We start from the raw sequence: 13,288 nt of genomic DNA on the forward strand, positions 1-13,288 counted from the left end.
AGGAGGAGCAGACACCAACCCAGGAGAGCCACATGCCCGAGGCAGTCATCGTCGCGACCGCGCGCTCGCCCATCGGACGCGCCTTCAAGGGGTCCCTCAAGGACATCCGCCCCGACGACCTGACCGTACAGATCATCCAGGCCGCGCTCGCCAAGGTCCCCCAGCTCGACCCGACCACGATCGACGACCTCATGCTGGGCTGCGGCCTGCCGGGCGGCGAGCAGGGCTTCAACATGGGTCGCGTGGTCGCCACCCTGCTCGGCCTGGACGGCGTGCCGGGCACCACCGTGACCCGCTACTGCTCGTCCTCGCTGCAGACCACCCGGATGGCCCTGCACGCGATCAGGGCGGGCGAGGGGGACGTGTTCGTCTCCGCGGGCGTGGAGTGCGTCTCCCGCTTCGCCAAGGGCAGCTCGGACTCGCTGCCCGACACGACGAACCCGCTCTTCGTCGACGCCCAGGCCCGCTCGGCGAGTGCCGCCGAGGGTGGCAAGGGAGTCTGGCACGACCCGCGCGAGGACGGCCGGATGCCCGACGTCTACGTGGCGATGGGCCAGACGGCGGAGAACCTCGCCGGGCTGAAGGGCGTCTCCCGGCAGGAGCAGGACGAGTTCGGTGTCCGCTCCCAGAACCTGGCGGAGAAGGCCATCGCCAACGGCTTCTGGGAGAAGGACATCACCCCGGTCACCCTGCCCGACGGGACCGTGGCGAGCAAGGACGACGGCCCTCGGGCGGGGACCACCTACGAGGCGGTCTCCCAGCTCAAGCCGGTCTTCCGGCCCGACGGCACGGTCACCGCGGGTAACTGCTGCCCGCTGAACGACGGCGCCGCCGCCGTGATCGTGATGAGCGACACCCGGGCCGCCGAACTCGGCATCACCCCGCTCGCCCGGATCGTCTCCACCGGGGTGACCGGTCTGTCCCCCGAGATCATGGGCCTGGGCCCGGTCGAGGCCTCGAAGCAGGCCCTGGCCAGGGCGGGCATGGCCATCGGCGACGTGGACCTCGTCGAGATCAACGAGGCGTTCGCCGCCCAGGTCATCCCGTCCTACCAGGACCTCGGGATCGACATCGACCGGCTCAACGTCAACGGCGGCGCCATCGCGATCGGGCACCCCTTCGGGATGACCGGCGCCCGCATCACCTCCACTCTGATCAACAGCCTCGCCTTCCACGACAGGTCGATCGGCCTGGAGACCATGTGCGTCGGCGGCGGCCAGGGCATGGCGATGGTCCTGGAACGCCTCAGCTGAACCCTGCCGTACGCGGTGTCGTCGGACACCGCGTACCGGGGGATCTCCCGACGCGGACCACGTCGGCGAGGCGAGCGTGCGACCGAGGTGTGTCCCGGGACGCGGTCAGCCGTGCACGTCGGGGCCGGCTCGGGTGATCGCGATCCTCAGGATCACCCGCCGTTCCCGCTCCATCGCGGCCCGGTAGTCGTCCCAGTCTGGGTGCTCGCCGGAGATGTCACGGTAATAGCTGACAAGGAGATCCATCGCCTCGGGTAGGGAGACGATCTCCGCGACGCCGTCGATCTGGATCCACTCACCAAAGAAGGCGTCGGTCGTCACGCAGAGCGAGACCTGCGGGTTCCTGCGGAGGTTGCGTACCTTCGCCGCCGTCTCCCTGGTGCTGACGATCGCGTTCCCCTGCGCGTCGAGCCCCACGGTGACCGGGGAGAGTTGCGGACGGCCGTCGGCGTGCGAGGTCAGCATGACCGCTCGGTGGTTGGCGCGGATGAACCCGCGCGCCTTGTCATGATCCATGACTCCATCATGACCCACGCCGAAGCCCGCACCACCGAGGTGGCACGGGCTTCACGGAGATAGACGGCTTACAGGTGGCGGGTACGGCGGTGCCGCTCGTGCTCGTGCACGATGGCCGCGGCGTAGCCGTGGGTCAGCCCGTGCTCGTTGGCGAGCCAGGTGGCCCGCTCGTCACAGCGAAGGAACGACGGGCCGTTGTCGATGGCTTGAAACCACTCTGGGAGTGCACGTCCGGTGATGTCCGGAACCCTGGCGATCAGCTTGCTCTGCGTCTCCATCGAGTGGTTCAACGACATGGGCACCTCCACGGATAGGCTCCTTTGCTCGACAGTGCATCACGAAAGCCCAGATAGCAAGCCCCGAGATGCTCTCTTCCTTCGTGGTTCGCCCATCCCCCTTTGCCTTCCGTTCACTCATCCGTCGCAGGAAAAAGCGAGAGGGCCCCGCCGGAACACGTCCGGCGGGGCCCTCTCGGCGCTGTCGTCAGTCGCTACTTGAGAAGTAGCTCAGCAGGCGCAGGATCTCCAGGTAGATCCAGACCAGGGTGACGGTGAGGCCGAAGGCCATCAGCCACGAGTACTTCTCCGGAGCCCCGTTCCTCACGCCCTGCTCGACCTGGTCGAAGTCGAGGAGGAGGAAGAAGCAGCCGATGAGGATCGCGGCGATGCTGAACACGTAGGCCAGCGGGCCGCCCGCGCGGATGCCGATGCCGTCCTCGATGAAGAACCCGGCGACCAGGTTGATGAGCATGAGGCCCATCAGGCCCAGCCCAGCGGCCACGACGAACTTGGTGAACTTCGGCGTCACGCGGATGATGCGCAGCGAGTAAACGGTCAGCATGGCGGCGAAGGCCAGAGCCGTACCGACCACCGCCTGGAAGACGATGCCGCTGTACAGATCGTTGTAGACGTGGCTGATCACACCGACGGCGACGCCGTAGGCGACCGAGTAGCCGAGGATCAGAACGGGGTTGGTGCTGGACTTGAACGAGATGACCAGAGCGAGGATCAGGCCGACGATGACACCGGCGATCGCCGCGACCATGCCGAGGTTGAGCACCCAGGCGACCGCCGCCGAGACGACAAGCGTGCCAAGCGTGATGAAACCACGCACGACCACGTCGTCAATCGTCATCGTCCGCTGGGCAGGCGGCGCGTATGACGGCGTGTTGTACATGCCCTGAAGCTGGTCAGGGGTGGGGGTCGGCATGCCCCAGCCTTGCTGCTGGCCCTTGGCCTGCCGACTGAATACGGGGTTCTTGCTCTCCATCGCTGCCTCCACGCTGCGACCTACGCGATCAGCGTATTAGATCGGTTGTCACACGGCCGTATCGTGCTGATGTCCATGTTGTCCAGGCGACCGTACGGCTACCGCCGATGGTGCCAACGAACAGGTGGCGCCTTCGGTTCCCGGGCCTCACATCTGTCTCGCCGCTCGCTCGTCGAAGAGCCGCTGCGACGCCTCGACCTCTTCGAGATTGCGGCGCGCCCACTCGCAGATGCCGGTCACGGCCACCGACAGGTCGCGCCCCATCCTGGTGAGCACGTACTCCACCGTGGGCGGCGAGGTCGGGTAGACGTTGCGCTCGACAATGCCGTCACGCTCCAGGGCCCGTAGCGTCCGGGTCAGCATGCGCTGGTTGATCCCCTCGATCCGCGCCTTGAGCCGGGAGAAGCGCTGGGCCTCGTGCCCCAGCGCCGCGATCACCAGCAGGGACCACTTGTCCCCTATATGACCGATCAACTGCCGGGCGACCCCGTTCGCCCCCAGTACGGACTCCAGGTTCGCCTCGCTACTCATGGTTACTATTTTATACCAGGGATCTATCGAATCCCGACCCTCTCCACTCGACCGAGAATGATCACAGTTATGTAACTCCAAAAGTTTTGCGAGCACATTTGGGAGAGGCCCTCCCGACCGTTCGGCACGGGCCACGCGGAGCCGGATAACACGAAAAGACCCGCGACCACGTTTTCACTGGTCGCGGGCCTTGTTCCGCAGATCACCATGAGTGCCCCCGGAGGGACTCGAACCCTCACTCGAACCCTTTTAAGGGGTTTGCCTCTGCCATTGGGCTACGGGGGCGCCGTAATCATACGTAACGGACCACTCATGCGTAACTGCTCAAGGCAACCGTCGCATCACTTCCGCTGAGAATCTGTGGATCGTCCCGCCTTCGGGGGACCCGGTCAAGGAATAGCACATCGCCGGGAACGGCGAACCCGGAGGTGGGCCTCGTCGGCCACCTCCGGGTTCGGGAGTTCGGTTCACCACGAAGTCCGGGGAGTCTGTTCGCCCTTCGGACGTTCAGTTGCTCGCCGCGGCGCGGAACTCCGTGCGCGGTTCCTCGATCTCTCCGAGAGAAACGGTCTCCCGCTTGAAGAAGAGCGCCAGGGTCCAGTCGGCCGTCACCCGGACCTTGCGGTTGAAGGTGGGAACCCGCGACAGGTGGTAGGTGCGGTGCATGAACCACGCGGCGAGCCCGCGCAGCTTGATCCCGTAGACGTTGGCGACCCCCTTGTGAAGGCCGAGCCCGGCGACGGAGCCGACGTACCTGTGCCGGTAGTCGACCAGCTCCTGCCCGTGCAGGCTCCGGGTGATGTTGTCCGCGAGGACCTTGGCCTGTCGTACGGCGTGCTGCGCGTTGGGCGCGCAGTACTGGCCGGGGTTGGTCAGGTCGGGCACCCCGGCCACGTCTCCCGCCGAGTAGGCGTCCTCGACGCCGACCACGGTGAGACGGGCGGTCGTCTTGATCCTGCCTCGCTCGTCGAGGGGCAGGTCTCCGGCGTTGACGACCGGACTCGGCTTCACGCCGGCGGTCCACACGATGGTGGCCGACTCGAACTCGTCGCCGTCGGAGAGCTTGACCAGGCCGCCCTCGCAGGAATCGAGGCGGGTGTTCATCTTGACCTCGATGCCGCGCTCGCGCAGCTGCTCGGCGGTCCACGCGCCCATCTCGGGGCCCACCTCGGGAAGGATGCGATCGGTGGCCTCGACGAGGATCCAGCGCATGTCCTCGCGGGAGATGTTGCGGTAGTAGCGGGTGGCGTCGACCGCCATGTCCTCCAGTTCGGCGAGCGCCTCGACGCCGGCGAAGCCCCCGCCGACCACGACGAACGTCAGGGCGCGCCTGCGCAGGGCCTCATCGTCGTCGCTCTCGGCCCGGTCGAGGAGTTCGAGCACCCGGTTGCGCAGCGCGATCGCCTCGCCGACCGTCTTGAAACCGATCGCGGCGTCGGCCAGGCCGGGGATGGGGAGCGTACGGGAGATCGATCCGGCGGCCATCACCACGATGTCGTAGTCGATCTCGTGCGGGGTGCCGACGTTGGGGGCGAAGGTGATGGTCTTGGCCGCGTGGTTGACCTTGGAGACCTTGCCGTTGAGGATCGTCGCCTTCGAGAGCACGCGGCGGAGCGGGACGACCACGTGCCGGGGCGAGAGGTTTCCCGCGGCGGCCTCGGGGAGGAAGGGCTGGTAGGTCATGTGGGATTCGGGGGTCAGGACGGTGATGCGCACGCTTCCATCGCGGAGTTCCCTGCGGAGGGTGTGCTGCAGGCGCAGCACGGTGTAGAGGCCGACATAGCCTCCACCCACGACCACGATGTGCTTGGAGTTGCGGTTCACTTCGACACTGTCCTTAGCTTCGAGGCTTGTGAAACCTTTCACAAGGATACGCTCACGCTTCCCATCGCACCAGCCGCCTACCTGGCAAGCTGGTGGTAATTTCCGTCATCAGCTAAAAACATCACTCTTCTCAGGAGAATTCCGATCAATCTTCTCTTTGTGATCGACTTCACAAGCCCCGAAGCACGTTCGCCCTGCTGAAGAGATCGTCGAGCATCTGTGCGGTCACCCGGCCGGTGAAGGTGTTCTGCTGGCTGGGGTGATAGCAGCCGAGAAGGCGCGCGGGATTTCCCTGTGGAGAGGTGATCTCCACCTCGGCACCGTGCCCGAAGGGCGGTCTCGGCCGCGGCAGGGCGTACCCGGCGTCCCTCAGCGCGGGCCAGATCGCCTGCCAGGCGAAACCTCCCAGCGCGACGACCACCCGTACCTCCGCCGAGACCAGGTCGACCTCGCGGGAGAGCCAGGGGAGGCAGGCCGCGCGCTCGGCGGGCTCGGGCTTGTTGGCGGGCGGTGCGCACCGGACCGCGGCCACCATCCGCGCGCCGATGAGCCGTTGGCCGTCGTCCGCGCGAAGGCTCGTCTCCTGTACGGCCAGACCCGTCCGGTACAGCGAGGCGAACAGCCAGTCGCCGCTGCGGTCTCCGGTGAAGATCCTCCCGGTCCTGTTGCCGCCGTGCGCCGCCGGGGCGAGCCCGACGATGAGGACCTCGGGCCTCTCGTCGCCCCACCCCGCGATGGGCCGGCCCCAGTAGGTCTCCTCCGCGAACGCCCGCCTTCTCACCGTCGCCACCTCCTCGCGCCACTCCACCAGGCGCGGGCAGGCCCGGCAGACCGACTGCGCGGCCGTGAGCTCCGCGAGGGTACGGCTCTCCCCCGCGAGTTTTCGCACCTCGGCGGGGTCGTGGGCGACGGGGGTGCCGGGCTGGGCGGGGTCACCGGGCCAGCCGGATCCAGGAGGAACGTAGCTCATGTCCTCGATGGTGCCCGACACGGGAGAGCGCCGGGTCCACGCTCGCGATGCCCGGCACGCGAGAGCACCCGGTTCACGCCCTCACGACGTCCGGCACGGGAGCACTCGATTCACGCCCTCGTGTACCCCGCTCGAGAGCGCCCGGCCCACCTCCAGCCTCAGGGAAGCCCGGAAGGTCGCGTGGGAAAACGAGAAGCGGCGCCCGCTGGGTGCGGGCGCCGCCTGTTTCACTCGGGACGCGACCCGGCGTCAGCCGCCGGGCGCGCTACCTCGACCTACCGTGTCCTCAGGAAGAGGTCTCGGTGACGGCCGGAGTGGGGGTGGGGGTGACGCTGGGGGTGGGGGTCGGCGTCGGGGTCGGCTTCGGGGGGTGCTTGCAGAAGACCTTGCCGACCGCGGTGCCGGTGGTCGGGCCACCGGAGATCTCGATCGCGCGCTTGGACTCGCCGGAGGCAGAGGCGCTCCAGCTGTCGGACACGCTCTGGCTCTGCGAGCCGTAGCCACTGAAGTGGGCGTACTTCCAGTCGCCCGCCACACCGTCGCTGATCCAGCGGTACCTCACGGTGGTGCGGCCGCTCGCGCCGATCGTGCCGGTGAAGGTGCGGGTCGTCGGGCAGGTGCCCGCGTAGAAGGACGGACCGTCCACGGACGCCCAGACCTTCGGCGACGTGTCCTTGCACCAGATCTTGAAGTGGACGCGGTTGGAGGACGCCTTCACCGGGCCGACGACCTGCAGCACGGCCCAGCCCCTGAAGTCCTCACCGGGCTTGATCACGTGGACGACCTTGCGCGAGCCGTTGACGCGGACGGCGTCACGCTCGACGACCTCGCCGTTGACGACCCAGCGGTAGTGCACCCAGCGGGTACCGGTGGCGGTGATGCGACCGATCAGGGCAGCCTGGCAGTTGCCCTCGTCGACCCACGCGTCGGCGTCGACGCGGCGGGGAACGACGACCTCTTCCTTGTCGCCGTTGGAGCCACAGGTGACCGAGAAGTGGCCCTTCGAGGAGGTGGCGCCACGCGGGGACAGGACCTGGATGGCCTGCCAGCCCTTGACGTTGCCCTTGAAGGTGGACTTCTCCTTGACCGTGAAGCTCTTGACGCCCTTGCCGCGGAAGGTGAAGGACTTCACCTTGCTCTTCGAGCCGTCACCGTGCAGCCACCGGTAGGCGACCGTGGTCTTGCTCTTGACGGCCTTCACCTTGATCTTCGAGGAGAAGGTCACGCCGACGGGGCACTCACCCTTGTACTTCGAGGGCGATGCCTTGGGGGTTCCGACAGAGACGGCCGGCTTCGGCTTGCCGGCGGCCGAGGCCACCGTACCCGCCTGGCTCGAACCACTGGCCGCCGCTGCGGGCGTGGCCAGCATGCCTACTGCCATCGTCGCCAGCATGGCCGCGCTGGCTCCTGCTGCGGCTAGCTTGGTGGCTAGTCCGGACTTCATGAGGGGATGCTCCGTTCGTTGGGAAGCAAGATTGCTCGGGAGACGGTTGCCGCCCCGACAACAGCTGTGCCGGGCCCTACGGCAAAGCCTCACTAAAGCTTCTTTACCTAACCATAAACGGGAAGCTTTCCTCAATACTCCCTAAACGGGTTAATTGTCTAGATCTCGCTACGAGTCAGCAATCGACCACGCGATGCCATCGAGGATGTCGTGCTCGCTGGCGACCACATCTCCGAAGCCGTAGCGGGTCACTATTCGGTCCAGGATGAGCGCCCCCGCCCCGATCACGTCGACCCTTCCCGGGTGCATGAGGGGAATCGCAGCCCGCCGTTCAACGGTCATTCCAAGCAAGCGCTTGGCGACGTCATGCACCTGACCTGCAGAAATTCGCGAGTGGTGAATTTTCTTCGGATCGTATTCCGGCAGCTCAAGCGCTATTCCGGCAACGGTGGTCACGGATCCCGCGAGCCCGACCATCGTCAGCGCCCGCTCCACGGGCACCTCGGCCGCGACCCGGTCGAGCGCGTCGTCGATGTCGGCGGTCATCGCCTCGACCGCCTCCGCCGACGGAGGGTCGCCCGCGTCGCGCAGGTGGCGCTCGGTCAGCCGGACGCACCCGATATCGACCGAGAGCGCGGCCTCCACGTGCGTCGAGCCGAGCACGAACTCGGTCGAGCCGCCACCGATGTCGACCACGAGGTACGGAGGGCGGGTGCCCTCGGGGGCGGGCAGGCCCGTCTCCTCGGAGAAGCGCACCAGATCGCGGGTGGCCCCGACGAACGACAGCTCCGCCTCCTCCGCACCGGTGATCACCTCGGGCTCCACGCCGAAGATGTCGCGTACGCCGTCCACGAAGTCCTGCCGGTTGGCGGCGTCTCTCGTCGCGCTGGTGGCGACCACGCGGACCGAGGAGGCTCCGAGCCCGCCGATGAGGCCCGCGTAGCCGCGCATGGCGGCGAACGTACGCTCCAGGGCCTCCGGCGCCAGCCTGCCGGTCCTGTCGACCCCCTGGCCCAACCGGACGATCTCCATCCGGCGCTCCAGGTCGATCAGCCTGTCCCTGCCGACGTCGGCGACGAGCAGGCGGACGGAGTTGGTGCCACAGTCGATCGCGGCGACGCGGATCACTCTGTCTCCTTCGAGGTCGGTGCCGCGGCCTCGGCACACGGGGCTACGGGTGGGTCGACGCACGGCCCGGCGGACCACCAGTCGCCGAGCGCGTCGAGGGCCTCGCGGCCGAAGGGGTTGCCGCCCGGCACCGCGAGCTCGTGCCCGACCAGGGCGTGCAGGCACTTAACTCGGGTGGGCATGCCCCCGGTGCTCTGCATGTCACGGGGCAGCGGCTCCAGGCCATCCTCGGCGGCCGCCCTGTCGCGACGCGCCACATAGTCGTCGTGTGCCGCCCGGTACGCCTCGGCCAGCTCCGGATCCTCGGCGAGCCTGGCCTGCATGTCCCGCATCATCCCCGAGGTCTCCAGCCTGCCGATGGCCGAGGCGGCCCTGGGGCAGGTGAGGTAGAACAGGGTCGGGAAGGGCGATCCGTCGGGCAGCCTCGGGGCGGTCTCGACGACGTCGGGAAGCCCGCACGGGCAGCGGTGCGCCACCCTCCGCAGTCCTCGCGGCGTCCGGCCGAGCTGTCGCTCCACCGCCGCCACGTCGCGGTCGTCAACCATTCGTGGACACCCCCCTGAAAGACGACAACCAGGGTATCGGCGTCACCCGGCGGACTTGGCCGCCTTCTGCCCCCCGCCGCTGTCGGCGGCCTTGACCGAGTCCCACAGCGTCTCGTACCACGGCGGCCTGGCCACGGCCTTGCGCTCACCCGTCGTGCCCTTACCCGGCGAGGGTGAGCCCCCCATGACGACGTAGCACTTCTGCCCTGGATCGCAGTAGAAAAGACGCTCCCTGCCCTGCCGCTTGATGAAGCCGGGGTCGAGGAGCTGCTTGGAGCGGTCGTCAAGGGCCTTGATCGCGGCGATCTCCCTCGCCTTCTCCTGCTCCAGCTGGGCGATCTGGCGGCGCTGGGCGACGTACTCCCTGATGGGGTAGGCGAGGCTCATCGCGATCGCGCACACCACGATCGCGAGCACCGCGGCCCGTCCCGTCAACTGTGGTCGTGCCGCCATGCGTCCTCCTCCGTCTCCACGCTCCGTACCGACGCTCGTCCGCGGTGTGGCTCGCGCCCGGATCCGGGCGCGAGCCGCCAGAAGAAACTACCGCCGGAAGCGCGGGAACGCGGCGCGACCCGCGTAACGGGCCGCGTCGTCCAGAAGCTCCTCGATGCGGAGCAACTGGTTGTACTTGGCCACCCGGTCGGAGCGGGCCGGGGCGCCGGTCTTGATCTGGCCGCAGTTGGTGGCCACGGCGAGGTCGGCGATCGTGGTGTCCTCGGTCTCGCCCGAGCGGTGGCTCATCATGCAGCGGTAACCGCTGCGGTGGGCCAGGTCCACGGCGTCGAGGGTCTCGGTCAGGGTGCCGATCTGGTTCACCTTGACCAGCAGCGCGTTCGCGGTGCCCTCGGCGATGCCGCGGCCCAGACGCTCGGGGTTCGTCACGAACAGGTCGTCACCGACCAGCTGGACCTTGTCCCCCAGCGCGCGGGTGATGGCGTTCCAGCCCTCCCAGTCGCTCTCGTCCAGCGGGTCCTCGATGGAGACCAGCGGGTAGTTGGCGACCAGGTCCTCGTAGAAGGCGATCAGCTCGGTCGCCGACAGGCCCTTGCCGTCGATGGTGTAGACGCCGTCCGAGTGGAACTCGGAGGCGGCCACGTCCAGGGCGAGCCCGATGTCCTCGCCCGCGACGTATCCGGCCTTCTCGATGGCGACCAGGATCAGGTCGAGCGCGTCACGGTTGGAGGGCAGGCTCGGCGCGAAGCCGCCCTCGTCGCCGAGGCCGGTGGCGTACCCCTTCTCCTTGAGGACGGACTTGAGGGCGTGGTAGACCTCGGTGCCCATCCGCACGGCCTCGCGGAACGTCTCCGCCCCGATCGGGGCGATCATGAACTCCTGGATGTCGACGTTGCTGTCGGCGTGCGCGCCGCCGTTCAGGATGTTCATCATCGGCACCGGCAACACGTGCGCGTTCGGACCGCCGAGGTAGCGGAAGAGCGGCAGCTCGGCGCTCTCCGCGGCGGCCTTGGCCGCGGCGAGCGAGACACCCAGGATCGCGTTGGCGCCCAGACGGGCCTTGTTGGGCGTGCCGTCGAGGTCGATCATCACCTGGTCGATGCTGCGCTGCTCGGCGGCGTCGAACCCGAGGATCTCGTCGGCGATCTCGTCGGTCACACCGAGAACGGCCTTCTCGACACCCTTGCCGCCGTAGCGCTCGTCGCCGTCACGCAGCTCGACGGCCTCGAACTGGCCGGTGGACGCGCCGCTGGGAACCGCGGCACGCCCCTGGCTGCCGTCGTCCAGGAGGATGTCGACCTCAACCGTCGGGTTGCCCCGGGAGTCAAGGATCTCTCGGGCGGTAACGCCCTCGATGGAAGCCACGAAGCGCTCCTAAAGTCGCAGGACAGTTTGCCTCGGAAGCCTATCGAGATCCCCATACCGACACGGCGACCGGGCCACCGCCGAACAATGTTCGCGCAATTTCCATACAAACCTCCCACCATGCCCCACCGCCACCATGCCCCACCCCCATCAAGAACCGCCCCAAGAACATGCCTGCCTCAACCGGGGTAACCGCCACCAAATGGCTCACCGCCGCATCCCAACAAGCCCCGGGAACACCCCCCAAGGACCCCTGAGGACACGCCCAACCCGCCTTTCCTCGCGGGACTACCCCGTGAGGCCGCGCCGGCGACTGGACTGAGGAGAGGGAGGTCGTGAGGAACGAGCGACCTTCCTCGACGAGGGAAGGAGCCGGACAAGAGCGGCCTCACCGCGACGCGAAGCGTCGCTTATAGGCACGCGCGACGGCCCGCAGTTCGGCCTCCGGGTCGAGTCCCGCCGCCTGAGCCTGCCGTACGAGCTCGAAGAGCCTCGCGCCCACACCGTCGGCGGGGACCCCCTCGGGAAGGGCCACCGAGGCTCCGACGCCCTCGGTGCGGCGCAGGAGCTGCGCGACGAGGGAGAGCGCCGGCTGACCCATCGGGACGCCGTCGACGACCGAACCGGGGTCGCCACCGTTCTTGGCCGCGCGCTCGGCGGCCTTGATGGTCTCCCAGTTGGCGCTGACCTCCCCCGCGCCCTCGACCCGGGTGTCGGCGAAGACGTGCGGGTGGCGGCGGACGAGTTTGGCGACGATGCCCTCGGCCACGTCGTCGATGTCGAACCCTTCCGGCCCCTCCGCGGCGACCCGCGCGTGGAAGGCGACCTGCAGGAGCAGGTCGCCCAGCTCCTCGCGCAGCGCCGCGCGGTCGCCCTCCTCGATCGTCTCCAGGACCTCGTAGGCCTCCTCGATGAGGTACGGGGCGAGGGACTCGTGGGTCTGGCGGGCGTCCCACGGGCATTCGACCCGGAGCCGGTCCATCACCGAGACCAGGTCGAGCAGTCGCGCGCCCGGCAGGTCGTACGAGCCCGGCACGACCTCGATCACCGGCGGGTCGTCGAGCGCCACCGCGGCGTAGCCGATGGAGCGCATCAGCGCCTCGTCGGCCTCCAGCCACACGACGGTCCCCGAAACGGCCTCGCGGACCAGCGCGGCCGGGTCGCAGGCGACCACCTCGACCTCGACCCCCGCCTCCGCCAGGTACGGCAGGTGCGGGTGGTCGGCGGACCCGGTGCGCACCGGGCCCTCCTCAAGGACCTGCCACGCGCGGCGGCTGAGCAGTCCGGGAGCGACCCGGGGCGAGGTGGTGACGACGATCAGCGACATGCCGGAGGCTACTGCTGCGGCGGCGCGAGCGGCGCGTCGGCGGGGCCGGGAGCGCCGACGGTGCCGAAACGGCCGGCGTCGGCGAAGACGCCCGGCTGCTGCTCGCTCCGCTCCTCGTTCAGCTTGCCGTACCTGGGGTTCCAGGTGATCGGCGTCGCCTGGAGGTCCTTGATCGCCTGCTGCTGGCCTCGCTGGATGGCGGCCTCGTCCGTACCGCCGCCGTACTTGGCGACGAGCTTGCTGACCATCACCTGCGACTTCAGGAACTCACGTGCCTGCGAGGGCGCCACGGCCTGCTGGAGCATCTGCTGCTCGAACTTCTCCTGACCGCCCTGGCCCGCGATCACCTGGTCGACCTCGCCCTCGGTGACCGTGATGCCCTTGCTCGTCGCGACCTGCGCGTACTGCTTGGCGTTGGCCAGCTGGAAGAGCACGAGCTGCGGGACGCTGTCCTGGAACTGCAGCTGCGAGGAGGAGAGGCCGGCCTTGGCCAGCGCCGCCTCGTACTCCCGCACGTTCCTGTCCAGCTCGCCCGAGCTGATGCGTTCCCCGCCCACGATGGCCGCGGCACCGGCCTGGTTCGGAGAGCAGGCGGTCAGCGCGACACCGACGGCGGCGACCGCAAGGATGACGCGGATTCGAGTCGACTTCACATGCTTTCCT

14 protein-coding genes and 1 tRNA gene are annotated in these 13,288 nt (G+C 68.4%); 1 reads left to right on the forward strand and 14 read right to left on the reverse strand.

Features of this window, described 5'->3' with window-relative positions:
- The first annotated feature begins 32 nt into the window (after positions 1-32).
- Entirely contained in the window at positions 33-1,253 is a 1,221-nt protein-coding gene (locus ACIBH4_RS05540; protein ID WP_362509425.1) for an acetyl-CoA C-acetyltransferase, read from the forward strand.
- 105 nt (positions 1,254-1,358) lie between these two features.
- On the opposite strand, the gene ACIBH4_RS05545 is transcribed toward ACIBH4_RS05540, so the two are convergent.
- The 14 genes from ACIBH4_RS05545 to ACIBH4_RS05610 all read right to left on the reverse strand — a co-directional run bounded on the left by ACIBH4_RS05545 (position 1,359) and on the right by ACIBH4_RS05610 (position 13,278).
- Entirely contained in the window at positions 1,359-1,769 is a 411-nt protein-coding gene (locus ACIBH4_RS05545; protein ID WP_362509422.1) for a PPOX class F420-dependent oxidoreductase, read from the reverse strand.
- Between the two features lie 68 nt (positions 1,770-1,837).
- Positions 1,838-2,065, reverse strand: a complete 228-nt coding sequence (locus ACIBH4_RS05550) for a DUF4287 domain-containing protein (protein WP_350950018.1) — start codon at positions 2,063-2,065, stop codon at positions 1,838-1,840.
- Positions 2,066-2,252: 187 nt separating this feature from the next.
- Complete coding sequence (locus tag ACIBH4_RS05555; protein ID WP_362509419.1) at positions 2,253-3,038, reverse strand: Bax inhibitor-1/YccA family protein; 786 nt, start codon at positions 3,036-3,038, stop codon at positions 2,253-2,255.
- A 147-nt stretch (positions 3,039-3,185) separates the two neighbouring features.
- Positions 3,186-3,569, reverse strand: coding sequence for a helix-turn-helix domain-containing protein (locus ACIBH4_RS05560; protein WP_362509416.1), 384 nt, complete (start codon positions 3,567-3,569; stop codon positions 3,186-3,188).
- Positions 3,570-3,781: 212 nt separating this feature from the next.
- A tRNA-Leu gene (locus ACIBH4_RS05565) sits at positions 3,782-3,854 on the reverse strand.
- A gap of 222 nt (positions 3,855-4,076) precedes the next feature.
- The gene (locus tag ACIBH4_RS05570) at positions 4,077-5,393 is read right to left on the reverse strand and encodes an FAD-dependent oxidoreductase (protein WP_362509413.1); all 1,317 of its coding nucleotides are present in this window, start codon (positions 5,391-5,393) and stop codon (positions 4,077-4,079) included.
- A 169-nt stretch (positions 5,394-5,562) separates the two neighbouring features.
- On the reverse strand, positions 5,563-6,363 hold the full coding sequence (locus ACIBH4_RS05575) for a uracil-DNA glycosylase (protein WP_362509410.1): 801 nt from the start codon (positions 6,361-6,363) through the stop codon (positions 5,563-5,565).
- A gap of 286 nt (positions 6,364-6,649) precedes the next feature.
- Complete coding sequence (locus tag ACIBH4_RS05580) at positions 6,650-7,807, reverse strand: hypothetical protein (RefSeq protein WP_362509409.1); 1,158 nt, start codon at positions 7,805-7,807, stop codon at positions 6,650-6,652.
- A 168-nt stretch (positions 7,808-7,975) separates the two neighbouring features.
- Positions 7,976-8,935, reverse strand: a complete 960-nt coding sequence (locus ACIBH4_RS05585) for a Ppx/GppA phosphatase family protein (RefSeq protein WP_362764021.1) — start codon at positions 8,933-8,935, stop codon at positions 7,976-7,978.
- A complete protein-coding gene (locus ACIBH4_RS05590) occupies positions 8,932-9,480 on the reverse strand; it encodes a DUF501 domain-containing protein (protein WP_362509405.1) in 549 nt (182 codons plus the stop codon). The genes ACIBH4_RS05585 and ACIBH4_RS05590 overlap by 4 nt, the downstream gene beginning before the upstream one ends.
- Before the next feature lie 42 nt (positions 9,481-9,522).
- Positions 9,523-9,933 carry a septum formation initiator family protein gene (locus ACIBH4_RS05595; protein ID WP_362509402.1) on the reverse strand — a complete coding sequence of 137 codons (411 nt, stop codon included), beginning with the start codon at positions 9,931-9,933 and terminating at the stop codon, positions 9,523-9,525.
- Between the two features lie 87 nt (positions 9,934-10,020).
- Complete coding sequence (eno, locus tag ACIBH4_RS05600; RefSeq protein WP_350950000.1) at positions 10,021-11,298, reverse strand: phosphopyruvate hydratase; 1,278 nt, start codon at positions 11,296-11,298, stop codon at positions 10,021-10,023.
- A gap of 388 nt (positions 11,299-11,686) precedes the next feature.
- Positions 11,687-12,625, reverse strand: coding sequence for a MazG family protein (locus ACIBH4_RS05605; protein WP_362509398.1), 939 nt, complete (start codon positions 12,623-12,625; stop codon positions 11,687-11,689).
- 8 nt (positions 12,626-12,633) lie between these two features.
- Positions 12,634-13,278: a SurA N-terminal domain-containing protein gene (locus ACIBH4_RS05610; protein WP_362509395.1), complete on the reverse strand. Its 645-nt coding sequence runs from the start codon at positions 13,276-13,278 to the stop codon at positions 12,634-12,636.
- Between the last annotated feature and the right edge of the window lie 10 nt (positions 13,279-13,288).

The organism is Streptosporangium sp. NPDC050284 (assembly GCF_044459525.1).
Lineage (GTDB): Bacteria > Actinomycetota > Actinomycetes > Streptosporangiales > Streptosporangiaceae > Streptosporangium.